The following is a 14,265-nucleotide window of genomic DNA, read 5'->3' on the forward strand; positions in this document are numbered from 1 at the left end:
GTTCACCCCAGCAGCGACGCCAGCCTGCGCCAGGCCTCCCTGGGGAGGTCGTAGCGCGGACCTCCGTCCACGATCTGCAGGGCCACGTGGTCCGCGCCCGCCTCGATGAACTCGTCGATGCGGGCGCGGATCTCCTCGTCCGTGCCCCAGGCGTAGACCGCGTCGACCAGGCGGTCGCTGCCGCCGTCCTTCAGGTCGTCCTCCGTGAAGCCGTTGCGGAGGAAGTTGTTGGTGTAGTTGGGCAGGCCCAGGTAGATGGCGAGGTAATCGCGGGCGAGGGTCCGGGCCTTCGCGGGGTCCGATTCGAGGACGACCTTCAGCTCCGGGGCCAACAGGGGAGCCTCGCCCAGGAGTTCGCGGGACCGTGCGGTCTGCTCCGCGGTGATCAGATACGGGATCGAGCCGGCCGCGCGGTCCCGGGCCAGCTCGATGGTTTTGGGGCCCAGCGCGGCCAGCACGCGCCCCTCGGCCGGGACTCCCGCCTCGTCCAGGGCGTCGAGGTAGGCCACCAGGGCCGAGTACGGGCGCCGGTACCGGTCCGCGATCTTGGCGTGGCTGACGCCCAGGCCCAGGACGAAACGGCCGGGATGGGCGGCGTTCAGGTCGGCGAAGCTCGCGGCGGCGGCCCCGGGTTCGTGGTCCCAGATGCTCTGGATGCTGGTGCCGACGGCGATCCGGGAGGTCGCCTCGAGCAGCGGGGCGGCGTTGGCGGCCGAACTGCTGCCGCCCAGCCAGATCGCGCCGAACCCGAGCTCCGCCAACTCGGCGGCGGCCTCGGCGCGTTCGCCCCGCAGGGACGGGTCCTCCGCGCGCAGGCCGCCGCCATTCCAGATGCCGTACTTTCCGATGGTCTCCTTCATGGCAGGTGCCAACGTGGGAGGACCCGGCGATAATTCCGGTCCCGGACTAACGGTCCTTGCTCAGGAACTCCTCCAGCGCCTCGACCACGAAACGGTGGTCGTGGAGCTGGGGCAGACCCGAGACCGTCACCGTGCCGACGACGCCCACGCCCTCCACCGTGATGGGGAAGGAGCCGCCGTGGGCCGCGTACTCGTCCGGGTCCAGGCGCGAGGACTCCTCGAAGGTGCTGCCCTTGGCGCGGAAGCGGGCACCGACCAGGTAGGAGGCGGATCCGTAGCGCTCCACGACCCGGCGCTTGCGGTCGATCCAGGCGTCGTTGTCCGGGGTGGAGCCCGGCAGGGCGGCGTGGAAGAGCTGCTGGCCGCCGCGGTGGATGTCGATGGCCACCGGCGCCTGCCGCTCCCGGGCCAGCTCGACCAGCAGGGAGCCCAGCGCCCACGCGTCCTCGTACGTGAACTGCCGGAAGACCAGGCGGCGCTCCTGCGCCTCCAGCTCCTCCAGCGGCGGGGTCAGTTCCGGATGGAACTTCGGGGTCAGCTCGGTGTTGTGCGTCACAGCTCCACCGCCACTCCGTCGTGGGCCGAACGGCGCGCCGCCTCCAGTACGTCGAGGGCGGCGGCCGCCTCCAAGGCGGTCACCGGGTTGGTGCCGCCGCCGGAAAGGGCCCTGGCCACGGCCGCATAGTAAGCGGGGTAGTCGCCGGAAAGGGTGGGGACGGGGCTGCCGCCGCCCGTCACGGGGGACTCGCCCGAGCCGAGCCGGCCCCACAGCGACTCCGGCTCCCGGCCCCAGTCGGCCGCCGTGCCGGGGCGCTCGCCCTCCCGCAGCGCGGCCTCCTGCGGGTCGAGGCCGTACTTCACATAGCCCGCCTTGGAGCCCAGCACCCGGAAACGGGGGCCGAGTTGGGCGGTGGTGGCGGAGACGTAGAGGTGGGAGCGGACGCCGCTCGCGTGGGTGATCGCGAGGAACGTGTCGTCGTCGATCTCGGCGCCCGGGCGGCGGACGTCCGCCTCGGCGTACACGGAAGCGGCGGGCCCGAAGAGGGTCAGAGCCTGGTCGACGACGTGGCTGCCGAGGTCGTAGAGCAGACCTCCGACCTCTGCGGGATCGCCGGACTCGCGCCAGCCGCCCTTGGGCTGCGGGCGCCACCGCTCGAAACGGGACTCGAAGCGCCATACGTCGCCCAGTTCGCCCTCGTCGAGGAGCTTGCGCAGGGTCAGGAAGTCGTTGTCCCAGCGCCGGTTCTGGAAGACGGAGAGGAGCAGTCCGCGTTCCTCGGCCAGCGCCGCCAGCTGCCGTGCCTCGGCCGCCGTCCCCGCGATCGGCTTGTCGACCACGACCGGCAGGCCCGCCTTCAGGGCGGTGGTGGCGAGCGGGACGTGCGTCTTGTTGGGGGACGCGATGACGATCAGGTCGAGGTCGGCGGCGCGGGCGAACAGCTCGTCGGCGCCCGCGACCGTACGCACGTCCGGGAACTCGGCGCGGGCCTGTTCCTGCCGCTCGGGGTTCGAGGTGACCACCGTGTCGAGGGTGAGGCCCTCGGTGGCGGCGATCAGCGGGGCGTGGAAGACGGAGCCCGCGAGGCCGTAGCCGACGAGGCCCACGCGGAGGTCAGCAGCAGTCATGCCTCCCACTTTCGCAACGCTGTTGCCAAAGTGCAAGCGTGGCGGAGAATGGCACACGTGAACAGGACGAACGGTGGCGCCAACCTCCTGGCCCTGCGCAGCCACAACACCGCGCTCGTACTCGACCTGCTGCGGGGCGCGGGCGCGGAGGGAATCAGTCGGCTGGAACTCGCCGAACGCACGGGTCTCACCCCCCAGGCCGTCAGCAAGATCACCGCCCGGCTCCGCGAGGAGGGCCTCGCGGTGGAGGCGGGACACCGCGCCTCGACGGGCGGCAAACGACGGACCGTACTGCGGCTGGTGCCCGGGGCGGGCCACGCGGTGGGAGTCCACCTCGACCGCGACGCACTGCGGACCGTGCTGGTGGATCTGGCGGGAACGGTGGTGGCCGAGCGCTGCACCGCGCTGGACCTGGGCGCGGGGGCGGAGGCGGTGGTGACGGTGGTCGCGGGGGAGTCCGAGGCGCTGGCGAAGGGGGTGCGGGGAGGGGATGGGGCGGGGGCGGCCGGTGCGGACGCGCGGTCATCCACCGGCACCCCGGAGCTCCCCGCCACCGAGTCCCTCCCCGCCCTCCTCGGTGTCGGCGTCGCCCTCCCCGGCCCCCTCGACCACAGCCGGGGTGTACTGCACCGCGTCACCGGCTTCCCCGAGTGGGACGGGTTTCCGCTGCGGGACGCGCTCGCGCGGCGACTCGGGGTGCCTGTGGTGGTCGACAAGGACACCAACGCCGCCGCGCTGGGGCTCGCGGTCGCGGGGGAGCGCGGGTCGTTCGCGTATCTGCATCTCGGTACGGGCCTCGGCGCCGGGCTCGTCATCGACGGGGCCGTGCACCGGGGCGCGCGGACCGGGGCCGGGGAGTTCGGGCATCAGGTCGTGCAGCTCGACGGGCCGCCCTGCGGATGCGGTGACAGGGGCTGCGTCGAGGCACTGTGCCTGGCGGCGGTGGCCCGCGGCGACCTCGCCGAAGCGGCACGGGTCCTCGGCATCGCGGCCGGCAACCTCATCGCCCTGCTCGACATCGACCTGGTCCTGCTGGGCGGCCGTACCGTCGCCACCGCCCCGGACGCGTTCCTACGAGGGGTCGCGGCCGTCCTCGACGAACGCGCCCGGCGCGCGGGCGAGCAGCCGGTCCCCGTACGGGCCGCGCCCGGTGAGGTCGCCGAGGGGGCGGCGCAGCTCGTGCTGGGCCCGCTGTTCGGGCGAGTCGATGCCTGACGTCCGCTGATCGAGGGGACTTCCCGGGCCGCACGGAGCGGCATCCCCGGCCGGCCGCCCGCGCCCGGCAGGGTCATGTGTTTATGCGACGGTATGTGCACGCCCCTACGCCCACCCTCCTCGGCCTCGCGGCGGCAGCCGCCCTGTTCCCCACACCCGCGGCGGCGGCCGCCCTGTTCCCTGCGCCACTGACGGCGGCAGCCGCGCCCGCGCCCGCGGCCGCTCAGTTCCCCGCACCCCCGGCGGTGACCTTCGGAGCCCCTGCTGCCCCGGCGGTGGCCTACCGAGCCTCCGCTGCCTCGGCGGTGGCCTACCGAGCCTCCGCTGCCTCGGCGGTGGCCTACCGAGCCTCCGCTGCCTCGGCGGTGGCCTACCGAGCCTCCGCTGCCTCGGCGGTGGCCTACCGAGCCCCCGCACCCCCGGCGGTGGCCTTCGGAGTCCCTGACGCCCCGGCGGTGGCCTTCCGAGCCCCCGCACCCCCGGCGGTTGCCTTCCGAGCCCCCGCCGCCCTGGCGGCGACCCTCCCAGCCCCCGTCACCCCCACCCCCATGGCCCGCGTCGGTGACCCCTGTGCCCCCACCGGCCGCACCTTCCCCCTCACCACCCGCATCCACGGCGGTCCCGCCGTCTATGAGGCCGGTGGTGGCTACAGCACCTGGTATGTGGACCTCACCAACACGACCCGGCACACCTGCGCGGAAATCCACCCCGTCGTCGTCCTCGTCGACGATCGGCACGTCCTGAAGCCCTCCCAGCCCCGCCTGGATTTCTACGAGGGCCCCCACACCCGCCCTGTCCGCTTCGAGAGCACCGACGAGGACGAACTCGTCGGGGCCTTCGGAGGAGCCGGGTTCACCGTCGGCCCCGGAAAGACCCTCACCGTGAAGGTACGGCTCGCGCTCACCCCGGACGCCGTGCCGAACCAGGTCACCGTCAACGCGGCCCTCGTCCAGCTGCACGGTGATGACGGCGACTGGGTGGGGCAGTCCAACGACTACCGCTTCGGCATCGACACCGATCCGAACCCGACGCCGAGCTCGAACCCGAGCCAGAGCCCACCCCCCGACGCGGCCACCCCGGAAGGCCTCCCCTTCACGGACGCGGTCGAGGAACTCGCCAGCACCGGCCCCGGTGTGGCCGCCGCCGCCCTCGCGACCCTCTCCCTCCTCCTGGTCACGGTGGGCGCGATCCTGCGAGCCCGCGGCCGCCGCTGACCCCAAACCTTCCGGGACCTGTCCCGAACTGGCCATTCCCCCAAGATCGGGCCACTGTCTAGGCTGGGGCCGACGCAGCACGGCGTACACGCGTACGGCAGGAGACCCCGCACATGGCAGACCGCAAGCCCATCGATTCGTGGCTCACCGACATGGACGGTGTGCTCATCCACGAGGGCGTGCCGATCCCCGGCGCCGACGCCTTCCTGAAGAAGCTCCGCGAGTCCGGCAAGCCCTTCCTGGTGCTGACCAACAACTCCATCTACACCCCGCGCGACCTGCACGCCCGCCTGCGCCGCATGGGCCTGGACGTTCCGATCGAGAACATCTGGACCTCCGCCCTGGCCACCGCCCAGTTCCTGGACGACCAGCGGCCCGAGGGCACGGCGTACGTCATCGGCGAGGCGGGTCTGACCACCGCGCTGCACGACATCGGCTACATCCTCACCGACCACGAGCCCGACTACGTCGTTCTCGGGGAGACCCGCACCTACTCCTTCGAGGCCATGACCAAGGCGGTCCGCCTCATCAACGACGGCGCCCGTTTCATCTGCACCAACCCCGACGAGACCGGCCCCTCCGCGGAGGGCGCGCTGCCGGCCACCGGCGCCGTCGCCGCCCTGATCACCAAGGCGACCGGTGGCAAGCAGCCGTACTTCGCGGGCAAGCCCAACCCGCTGATGATGCGCACCGGACTCAACACCATCGGCGCGCACTCCGAGACCAGCGCGATGATCGGCGACCGCATGGACACCGACGTCCTGGCCGGCATGGAGGCCGGCATGCAGACCTTCCTGGTGCTCACCGGCCTGACCCGCCCCGAGCAGGTCGAGGACTTCCCGTACCGGCCCTCGAAGGTCGTGGACTCCATCGCGGACCTCGTCGACCGGATCTGAGACGGACCCGAACGGAGCAACGCCGAAGCTCCTCGGGATGCGGGCCCGGGCTCGCCGGGAGAGCCTCCAGGTATCTGGAGGTTCACGATGGGTTCAGTACGCCTCACTCTCTGTACCGCGGTCCTGGCTGCCGCCGCCTTCGCCCCGGCCGCGCAGGCCGCGGACGGCGGCAGCGTCTCGGTGACTCCCTCCTCCCCGGCCGCCGGCGCCGACCTGACGCTGCGGGTGACCGGCTGCGCGGGGAAGACGGCCACCGCCGCCTCGGCCGCGTTCGTCGCGGATGCCCGGCTGACCGGGGCCGACGGCAGCCTCGCCGGCGAGACCCGCGTCCGCTCCTCGATCGAGCCCGGCCCCTACGACGTGGAGATCACCTGCGCCGACTTCCAGGTGAAGGGCCGGATCACGGTCGTAGCGCCACAGGGCGCCACCGCCACCGCGACCGCCACCGCCCTCGCGACCCCCGTCGCTCCGGTGAACGCGGGCGGCGGCTGGACCGCCACCCACCTCTCCGCCATGGAGCCCCAACCCACCGGACCCGGCACCGGGCAGACCGTGACCGGGCTGGTGCTCGCCGGGGTCGCGGCGGTCGCCGTAGTGCTGCGCCGCAGCCGCCGGAGTCGCGGGACGGGCTGACCGCGGATGTCCGACCGTTTCTCCCAGCACGAAGGCGGTCCCGCCCACCGCGCACACCGCTCCGGGACCGGACGGCTGCCGGCCGGCGTGACCTGGGCGGTGCTGCTGCTGGGGCTGTGGCTGTGGGGCCGCGAGGTGACCGACGTACGGCACGGCATGTCCGCACCGACCGTCGGTGACATGGCCGCGGTCGGGCGCCCGCCCGAGGCCGTCGAACTGCCGCCTGCCGCACGGCCCTTGAAGGGAGCGCGGCCGCAGCGCCTCGACATCCCGGACCTCGGGGTGCAGGCGCCCGTGGTGGCCCGCGGCCTGGACGCACGGGGCGCCCTCGACCCGCCGCCCTTCGGCCAACCCGGAATCGTCGGCTGGTACGCGGCCGGCGCGAAACCCGGTGCCGTCGGGACCGCGCTGATGGTGGGGCACGTCGACACCGAGACCCGGCCCGCGGTGTTCTACCGGATCCGCTCCCTGAAGCCGGGAGAGACGGTCCGGGTGATCCGCGACGACGGCAGGGTCGCCGAGTTCACCGTCGACGAGGTACGGGTCCTCACCCGCGAGAGCTTCGACGCCCACCAGGCCTACGGACAGCGCGAGCCGGGCCGCGCCGAACTGCGCCTGATCACCTGCGGCGGCGCCTTCGACCGGGCGACCCGCAGCTACACGGCGAACGTGATCGTCTCGGCGTATCTGACGGGGACGGGCCTGTAGGTCCCCGCAGGCAGCACCTGGCCCGGTCGGCGACCCGCTCCCCCCGAAGTCGCCGACCGGGCTGGTCCTCGACCACGCACGCTCGGGCTGCGGGAGTAACCCGGCGACGGCGCGGGAGGCCTGGGAGGCACGGTGGGTGCTGGCTGAGGCCAGGGGCTGGGGCCGTGTTCGTATGAGGAGACTCTAGAACGGATGAGCGCCCGGGCCTAGAGGTTGACGGACGCCAAGTCCCGCCTCGTGGGCTCTCCGCCATGCGACCTGGTGGTGCAGGGTCCTACGCGGGTCCGTCGGAGCTTCCGCCGCTCTCCCGGCGCAGCTCGGCGTCGTCCTCGACGCCCTCGATGACCGCGCTCGCCACCTGGTCCAGGGGCAGCCGGTGTCGTCGCGCGTACTGCCGCAGCGCCATGAACGCCCGGTCGGCGCGGACACTCCAGCGCTCGGCGAGCATCCCCTTGGCCTGCTCGATGCGGACCCTGCTGGAGAGGGCTTGCTCCAACTGCCCGGACAGGGCGCGGCACTGGGCGTAGGCGCTGCGGTTCTGCAGGCCGAGGGCCGCGGCGTCGGCGAGGGCCTGGGCGACATGGAGCCCGGAGGCGGCCGCGTCGGCCGGAGTGGGGTCGGGCAGCGTGGGCACGAACACGTTGAGGGCGCCCAGCAGGTTCTCGCGGCGGCGCAACGGGACCGCGACGTTGTCACGATGTCGTGCCCGAGGGCCCGTTCGGTGAAGTCGGGCCAGCGGGCGTCCGCGTGGGCGACCCGTATGGAGACCGGCGGTACGGGTTCTCCCGAGCCGTAGCTGTCCGGACAGGGGCCGCGGCCGTGCTGCGCCTCCAGCAGGTCCAGCGCCACCTGTTCGTGCCGGCTGCTGGCGGCCGGCGACACCGACCGGCCCCCGTCGATGAGCATCACCCCGGCCGCCCGCGCGTTGAGCAACTCCGCGCAGCGATCGGAGATCCGTTGTAAGTACCGGGTGGCCTCGAAGCCTTCGGCCAGGGTGTCCGCCGCCTCCACCAGTGCCGAGGCCAGCCGGATCTCCCTGGTGGCGTACCGCATCGCTGAGCACTCCCCTTCGTCGACGAGCGCCCCCCGTACGGCGCGCACCTACCCCGACCTTCGGGGCTGTAACGGCTCGTGGACAAGGCTCCGGCGACCTCGTGGGCGGCGCGACGGGTGTGTCACGATTGAGACTTTCCACGGTGCACCCAGGGGGGAATTGGATGTACGTCAGCAGGGGGGCCAGGAGGGCGACCCGCGCACGGGTTTCCGCGGCGGTGCTGGGGGCGGCACTGCTGCTCGCCGCGTGTTCGTCCTCGGGAGACGAGAACAAGGGGGACAAAGAAGACAAGGCCGGTGCCGGGATCACCCAGCAGCCCAAGGAGGCCGACCCGTTCTGGGTCAACCCGGACGGCAACGCGGCCAAGCAGGTCGCGGCGTATGTGAAGAGCGGCAAGGACGACGAGGCCGAACAGATCCACAAGATCGCCCAGCAGCCGACCGGCGAGTGGATCGGCCCGGAGAACCCGGAGCAGGAGGCACGCGGCTTCACCGAGGCCGCGGACAAGGCCGGCCGTACGGCCCTTCTGGTCCTCTACAACATCCCGCACCGCGACTGCGGCCAGTACTCCCAGGGCGGCGCCGCCGACGGCAACGCCTACCGGACCTGGATCGACGGTGTGGCGGCGGGCATCGGTGACCGCTCGGCGACGGTGATCCTCGAACCGGACGCGGTTCTGCACCTGGTCGACGGCTGCACCAAGGACGAGTTCCACGAGGAGCGCTACGACCTGCTCACCGGCGCCATCGAGAAGCTCAAGTCCCTGAAGAACACGAAGGTCTACCTGGACGCGGGCAACGCGGGCTGGGGCCACCCCGACGAGATCTTCGCGCCCCTGAAGTGGGCCGGAGTCGCCAAGGCCGACGGCTTCTCGGTGAACGTCTCCAACTTCTACTCCACCAAGGACTCCCTCACCTACGGCAAGCAGCTCTCCGCCAAGGTGGGCAACAAGCACTTCGTCATCGACACCAGCCGCAACGGCAACGGCCCGTACAAGGACGGCGACGAGAACGAACGCTGGTGCAACCCACCGGGCAGGGCGCTGGGGGAGACGCCGACGATCAAGACAGCGGATCCGCTGGTGGACGCCTACCTGTGGGTCAAGCGCCCGGGTGAGTCGGACGGCGAGTGCAAGGGAGGGCCGAAAGCGGGTCAGTGGTGGGCCGACTATGCGTTGAAACTGGCGCGAGGGTCGGACACCTAGGGGCGCGGGGCTGTATCGATTCGCGGCTCCGCCGCGTGGGCGCGACCAGCCACAAACGCTCCCGCACCCGAAGTCAAAGGTGCGGGAGCGCTTTTGGTGTTACGGCACCCGAACCCACTGTGCCTTGGACGGCGTCCCCTGATCGTCATCGACGAACAGCATGTACCACCCCGACTGCACCAGATTCTTCTTCTCCGGCACCGTCACCTTCACCTTGTCCCCGGAGACCGTGAACTTCAGCTCGATGGACCGCTGATCCACATCGGTCACATGAGTGGACGCGCTGGGCCGAATCAACCGCACCTTCTTGATCACGGAAGCCTGCGGAGACGTGAACGTCCCGGAGGCACCCCGAGCGATCGTCTGCGGCCCCCCGGACAGTGACGGCCGGGAATCCCGGTACAGATAGGGCGGCGTATAGATCTCGATCCGCTGCTCGAAGACACCCGGCTTCGTGTTCGCCTTGTCCCCGTACAGCGAGTCCGATCCGAAGAACATCACCCGCCCGTCCGGCAACAGCAGCGAGCCGGAGTGGTAGTTGCGCCCCACGAGAGGATCGGCCACCGAATCGAAGGTGTTCGTGTCGGGGTGGTACAGCCGGGCCTGGAGGATGTTGGAGTCACCGCGCCCGCGATAGTCCTCCGATCCCCCGGACACCAGCACGCTGTCGTCGGGAAGGATCGACGCCTGCGGATACCGCGTCCCCTTCTCCAGCGTCGGCCCGTCCACGAACTTCGGGCTGTCCGCCTTCATGTCCACGATCCGGGTCCTGTTGCTGGACAGCGCGGACTCACCGACCCCGCCGCCCCCGATCACCATGAACTTCTCGTCCTGCGCCGGCGGCAGCAGCACGGTCCCGGAGGTCTCCATCTCGTTGGCGTCGCTGAGCCCCGGGATCTTCGTGAACTTGTTGGTGTCCACGTCCCAGATGCCCGGCACCCGGCCCACGTTGTCCGGCCCGTACCCCGCGTTCGACCCCGAGTAGAAGACCTTGCCGTTCTGCATGAGGAACAGCGCCGGGTACGTCGGGAACTGGCGGACCTTCGGCAGGTACCTCCACTTCTTGGTCTTCGGGTCGAAGACCTCGTTCTTGCCCGGCACCAGCTGCCCGATGTCGTCGAGCCCGGAGACGCTGAGGATCTTCCCGTCGCTCAGGGTGGTGAGTGTCGGATACCAGCGGGCCTCCTTCATCGGGTCGACCTTGATGTACTTCTCCGCGATCGGATCGAACTCGAAGGCGTCCCGGATCCCCTGGAAGTCCTTCTTGTCGAGCGCGAGCTTCTGCGCGATGCCGTAGGTGTTACGGGCATCGGTCCCGGTCAGACCCTGGATCCGGTAGTTGTCCTGGGTACCCGTCTCGTACTTGGCGCCGCTCTTCTGCGCCTCGACGTAGATACGCCCGAGGCCGGGGTCGTTGCGCAGGAACTTCCCGGTCGTCTTGTCGAAGACCTTCGTGGCCCGCTCCACGACGACCGGGTCCTTGGAGACGAAGGTCTTGCCGTTCTCCTTGCCGGTGAACTTGGTGCCCGCCGGCAGGGTGATCGGCTGGTCCGGGTTCTCGTTGTGGACGATCATCAGGCCGCCGGCCTTGGTGACGTCACCCTTGAGCTTCTCGTACCGCTTGGTGCCACCGGCGATCAGCAGATTGCCGTTCGCGAGCTGCGTGTGCCCGGTGCAGAACAGGTCCTTGGGCGTCGGCACCTTCTTGATGGTGCCCTTGACCGGGTCCCAGATCCGGGTGTCGAACTTCTTCGCGTCGAAGTTGTCCTGGTTGTTGCCCGAGCCCGCCACCAGCAGCACCTTCCCGGTGCGCAGCAGCGCCGCGTGGATGGTGTTCTGCCGGTACTTCTCGGGGAAATCGACGATCTCCCACTTGCCGTTCTCGGCTTTGTACTCGGGCTTGTTGATCTGGTACTGGTGGTATTTCTCCGTCCCGAAGCGGTACAGCCACGGGCCGTTCATCCCGGCCAGCGCGAGCACCACCGCCGTACCGATCGCGAGTCGACGGGCGCGGCGGCGGCCTGCACGGTCGTTCATTCCTTACGTCCCCCAAGTCCACCCAGGGCGATCTGCATCGTCTGGTCGTTGCCCTCGTCGCCTGCGGTGCCCGGGTTCGAGCCGGCTGCCCAGGTCGGCTTGTGGGCCGGGGCGTGCGGGGCCGGAGTGTGCTGGGCAGGCAGCGGCTGCGGCTGGTACTGCGCCGGAATCTGAGCCGGGATCACCGGCCCCTGGGGCGCCTCGGCGGCCGCGGCGGGCTTCTTCTTCGCCTGTCGCAGCATGTGCCGCCAGGTGAAGATCGGTGTCGCGGTGATCAGCATGGCGAAGGTCGCCCAGATGATCATCGCGGGATGCGAGTGACCGAGGGCGACACCGGCACCGATCGAGCCACCGAAGATCAGGATGAAGTACCAGTGGTAGCGGAAGGTCGCGAACCACCGGTCGGGGCTGGCCGAGTCGCCCTTGGGCGTCACCACGAACTTGCTCTTGCGCCGCAGCAGCGAGTCGACCAGCGCCTTCGCGTACAGCGGGGCGGACAGCGCCGACATCACCATGCCCGCGACCCCGCCGGAGCCCTCGGGCTCGTGCGGGGAGACGTTGTGGCGGCGGTTCCAGATGTACAGGCCGATCTGGAGCGCGGAGGCGTTGCCGTAGAGCATCAGCCACACGGTCGGGTCGATGTTCACACCCGAGGCGCCCAGGCCCAGGAACAGCGCGCAGCTCAGGGCCGCGAGGATCCAGTTGAGGGCGGACATCGGGTAGAAGATGATCATCATCGTGTAGTTGAAGAGCTTGCTCGGCGGCAGCGAGTACCAGCCCTTCCAGTACTGCTTGAGGATCGTCTCGTACGTCCCTCGCGACCAGCGCATCTGCTGGGTGAAGAAGTCGGTCCAGGCGCTGGGGCCCTCACCGACCGCGAGCACGTCCGGGGTGTAGACCGAGCGCCACTTCCTGCCGGTCGCGGGATTCTTGGCGCGGTGGATCTCGAAGCCGGTGGCCATGTCCTCGGTGATCGAGTCGTACAGCCCGCCGATCTGCTTCAGCGCCTTGATCCGTACGGCGTTGGAGGTGCCCACGAACATCGGGGCGCCGTACTTGTTGCCGGCGCGCTGGATCAGCGCGTGGAAGAGGAACTGCTGGGACTCGGCGGCCTTGGTGACGAAGTTGTCGTAGTTGCCGTAGACCTGCGGGCCGATCACGAAGCCGATGTCCGGGTCGCGGAAGTAGCCGAGCATCCGCTCCAGGTAGTTGGGCAGCGGCACGTGGTCGGTGTCCACGGAGGCGAAGTAGTCGTACTGGTCGCCGTGCGCGTCCAGCCAGGCGTTGTAGTTGCCGTGCTTGGTCTTGGCGCGGTGCGGGCCCTTGGGCCGGTTCCACTTCTCGACGCCCTTGCGGGAGAAGTGGTGCACGCCGAGCCGGGCGCACACCTCCTTGACCGCCGGGTCGTCGCCCTCGTCCAGGAGCCAGACATGCATGAGGCCGCGGTGGCGGATCCTCACCGCGGCTTCCAGGGTCTTCGTCACCATCTCCAGCGGCTCCTTGCCGGGCACGAAGGAGGTGAGGAAGGCGACTCTGGTGCCGGTCTCGGGCACCACCGGGATGGGGTCGCGGGCGACCAGGGTGGCGTGCGCGTTGGACAGGACGTTCATGCAGCGGAAGAACTCGATCAGGCCGATCGAGACCAGCATGACGATGTCCAGTGCCGGCAGCCAGGAGAAGGCCGGGTAGTCCCGCTCGGTCCAGTGCTCGGGCTGCAACAGCCAGGCCAGCAGGACCAGGGAGAGCAGCGGCGCCGCGGCGAGCATCAGGGCGACCCGGATGCGGTGCGGCTCCTGCGAGATCAGCGAGCGGTACTGCACCTTGTAGGGCTGGCCCGGGTCGGGCTGCGTGAGGGGACCGGCCAGTCTGCTGTAGTGCTCGTAGTCGTATTTCGGAAGCGTCTTCTTTATCCGGCGCAGTGTGCCGGTCCGATGCGAAGGCAGCCTGAGCTGAGTGGTGTCGGACGGGTCGAAGTTCTGCCGGGCGCCCGTCGGCGTCGACGTCATGAGTCATCCCCCCACACGCGGACGAGCCGCGTGTCGTCGTTTCCTTACGGCTGCTCCGGTCCCCCTCGACCTTCACAGGCGTATCAGTGGTGGGCCGCAGTCACCACAATCTTCACAGCATTAGACAGGTAACAGCGGCCTTCCGGTTGCAGACGCCCCCCTCGGCGTCCTCCGAAGCGGGGCCCCTTTCCCCGCAACACCGACAACCGGATCCTTGCCCCCCAACTGCCGCGTATCCGCAGCATCTTGAAAAACCAGGGTTCTACGGTGCACATCATGATCGCAAGATGCGAAACGCGGTGTTTACCGGTCATACGCGTTCAATGTGGCGCCTGTCATACAAGAAGGCCCTCCGCCTGAGCGAGGGGCCTTCCGTGTGCAGCACTGAAGGCCCCCCGTTGTCGCGGGAGGCCTTCGGTCGTCTGTGCGCCGCCAGGGACTCGAACCCCGGACCCGCTGATGCTGCGTCTTCCCGGGGGCAACCCCCGGACCCCCGGCCGACCCTGGTTGCCCGGAGTCACTCGTCTCAACGTTGAAGGCCCCCCGTTGTCGCGGGAGGCCTTCAGTCGTCTGTGCGCCGCCAGGGACTCGAACCCCGGACCCGCTGATTAAGAGTCAGCTGCTCTAACCAACTGAGCTAGCGGCGCCTGCTGACCTGCATGATTCTACCGGATGCCGGAGGGTGCTCCGGGACGCTCCCGGGGGCGCCGTACATCATTCGGACCGTCAGCATGCGCGTGCGGGCGACAGTTGAGAAACTGACGAATGTGCACAGTTGCGGACATATCAACCTGGAGCGTGAGGGGCGTCGC

Annotated in this window: 12 protein-coding genes and 1 tRNA gene; 6 read left to right on the plus strand and 7 right to left on the minus strand. The window is 70.2% G+C overall.

Translation table 11 applies throughout. From position 1 onward, the window contains the following. Positions 1-2 precede the first annotated feature (2 nt). The 3 genes from OG841_RS28925 to OG841_RS28935 are packed head-to-tail and all read right to left on the minus strand — an operon-like array spanning position 3 to position 2,486. Positions 3-860, minus strand: a complete 858-nt coding sequence (locus OG841_RS28925; protein ID WP_328638852.1) for an LLM class F420-dependent oxidoreductase — start codon at positions 858-860, stop codon at positions 3-5. Positions 861-906: 46 nt separating this feature from the next. Continuing rightward, entirely contained in the window at positions 907-1,416 is a 510-nt protein-coding gene (locus OG841_RS28930; protein ID WP_328638851.1) for a heme-degrading domain-containing protein, read from the minus strand. Beyond that, complete coding sequence (locus OG841_RS28935; RefSeq protein WP_328638850.1) at positions 1,413-2,486, minus strand: Gfo/Idh/MocA family protein; 1,074 nt, start codon at positions 2,484-2,486, stop codon at positions 1,413-1,415. The genes OG841_RS28930 and OG841_RS28935 overlap by 4 nt, the downstream gene beginning before the upstream one ends. A gap of 48 nt (positions 2,487-2,534) precedes the next feature. Here OG841_RS28935 and OG841_RS28940 point away from each other — a divergent pair, with 48 nt between their 5' ends. The 5 genes from OG841_RS28940 to OG841_RS28960 all read left to right on the plus strand — a co-directional run bounded on the left by OG841_RS28940 (position 2,535) and on the right by OG841_RS28960 (position 7,152). Continuing rightward, positions 2,535-3,701: an ROK family transcriptional regulator gene (locus OG841_RS28940; protein WP_365114966.1), complete on the plus strand. Its 1,167-nt coding sequence runs from the start codon at positions 2,535-2,537 to the stop codon at positions 3,699-3,701. Between the two features lie 83 nt (positions 3,702-3,784). After that, positions 3,785-4,915, plus strand: a complete 1,131-nt coding sequence (locus OG841_RS28945) for a hypothetical protein (RefSeq protein ID WP_371567077.1) — start codon at positions 3,785-3,787, stop codon at positions 4,913-4,915. 113 nt (positions 4,916-5,028) lie between these two features. Continuing rightward, positions 5,029-5,811, plus strand: coding sequence for an HAD-IIA family hydrolase (locus tag OG841_RS28950; protein ID WP_057610909.1), 783 nt, complete (start codon positions 5,029-5,031; stop codon positions 5,809-5,811). 87 nt (positions 5,812-5,898) lie between these two features. Continuing rightward, the gene (locus OG841_RS28955) at positions 5,899-6,444 is read left to right on the plus strand and encodes a hypothetical protein (protein ID WP_328638848.1); all 546 of its coding nucleotides are present in this window, start codon (positions 5,899-5,901) and stop codon (positions 6,442-6,444) included. Positions 6,445-6,450: 6 nt separating this feature from the next. Continuing rightward, on the plus strand, positions 6,451-7,152 hold the full coding sequence (locus OG841_RS28960; RefSeq protein WP_328638847.1) for a class F sortase: 702 nt from the start codon (positions 6,451-6,453) through the stop codon (positions 7,150-7,152). 274 nt (positions 7,153-7,426) lie between these two features. On the opposite strand, the gene OG841_RS28965 is transcribed toward OG841_RS28960, so the two are convergent. After that, on the minus strand, positions 7,427-7,828 hold the full coding sequence (locus OG841_RS28965; protein ID WP_328638846.1) for an ANTAR domain-containing protein: 402 nt from the start codon (positions 7,826-7,828) through the stop codon (positions 7,427-7,429). A gap of 541 nt (positions 7,829-8,369) precedes the next feature. On the opposite strand from OG841_RS28965, the gene OG841_RS28970 reads away from it, so the two are divergent. Beyond that, positions 8,370-9,410, plus strand: coding sequence for a glycoside hydrolase family 6 protein (locus OG841_RS28970; protein ID WP_371567079.1), 1,041 nt, complete (start codon positions 8,370-8,372; stop codon positions 9,408-9,410). Positions 9,411-9,509: 99 nt separating this feature from the next. Here the strand turns inward: OG841_RS28970 and OG841_RS28975 are convergent, their stop codons facing one another. From OG841_RS28975 to OG841_RS28985, 3 genes are all read right to left on the minus strand, one after another. Then, the gene (locus tag OG841_RS28975; RefSeq protein WP_328638844.1) at positions 9,510-11,447 is read right to left on the minus strand and encodes a kelch motif-containing protein; all 1,938 of its coding nucleotides are present in this window, start codon (positions 11,445-11,447) and stop codon (positions 9,510-9,512) included. Beyond that, positions 11,444-13,453, minus strand: coding sequence for a glycosyltransferase family 2 protein (locus OG841_RS28980; protein ID WP_328638843.1), 2,010 nt, complete (start codon positions 13,451-13,453; stop codon positions 11,444-11,446). The genes OG841_RS28975 and OG841_RS28980 overlap by 4 nt, the downstream gene beginning before the upstream one ends. A gap of 573 nt (positions 13,454-14,026) precedes the next feature. Next, a tRNA-Lys gene (locus tag OG841_RS28985) sits at positions 14,027-14,100 on the minus strand. Between the last annotated feature and the right edge of the window lie 165 nt (positions 14,101-14,265).

Origin of the sequence: Streptomyces canus (genome assembly GCF_041435015.1) — a bacterium.
GTDB classification, from domain to species: domain Bacteria; phylum Actinomycetota; class Actinomycetes; order Streptomycetales; family Streptomycetaceae; genus Streptomyces; species Streptomyces canus_G.

What these genes read in the sequence shown, in the direction of transcription:
- OG841_RS28955 (WP_328638848.1), top strand. Translation starts at nt 5,899, where the DNA reads ATGGGTTCAGTACGCCTCACTCTCTGTACCGCGGTCCTGGCTGCCGCC.
- OG841_RS28960 (WP_328638847.1), top strand. Translation starts at nt 6,451, where the DNA reads ATGTCCGACCGTTTCTCCCAGCACGAAGGCGGTCCCGCCCACCGCGCA.
- OG841_RS28940 (WP_365114966.1), top strand. Translation starts at nt 2,535, where the DNA reads ATGGCACACGTGAACAGGACGAACGGTGGCGCCAACCTCCTGGCCCTG.
- OG841_RS28925 (WP_328638852.1), bottom strand. Translation starts at nt 860, where the DNA reads ATGAAGGAGACCATCGGAAAGTACGGCATCTGGAATGGCGGCGGCCTG.
- OG841_RS28970 (WP_371567079.1), top strand. Translation starts at nt 8,370, where the DNA reads ATGTACGTCAGCAGGGGGGCCAGGAGGGCGACCCGCGCACGGGTTTCC.
- OG841_RS28935 (WP_328638850.1), bottom strand. Translation starts at nt 2,486, where the DNA reads ATGACTGCTGCTGACCTCCGCGTGGGCCTCGTCGGCTACGGCCTCGCG.
- OG841_RS28950 (WP_057610909.1), top strand. Translation starts at nt 5,029, where the DNA reads ATGGCAGACCGCAAGCCCATCGATTCGTGGCTCACCGACATGGACGGT.
- OG841_RS28980 (WP_328638843.1), bottom strand. Translation starts at nt 13,453, where the DNA reads ATGACGTCGACGCCGACGGGCGCCCGGCAGAACTTCGACCCGTCCGAC.
- OG841_RS28975 (WP_328638844.1), bottom strand. Translation starts at nt 11,447, where the DNA reads ATGAACGACCGTGCAGGCCGCCGCCGCGCCCGTCGACTCGCGATCGGT.
- OG841_RS28945 (WP_371567077.1), top strand. Translation starts at nt 3,785, where the DNA reads ATGCGACGGTATGTGCACGCCCCTACGCCCACCCTCCTCGGCCTCGCG.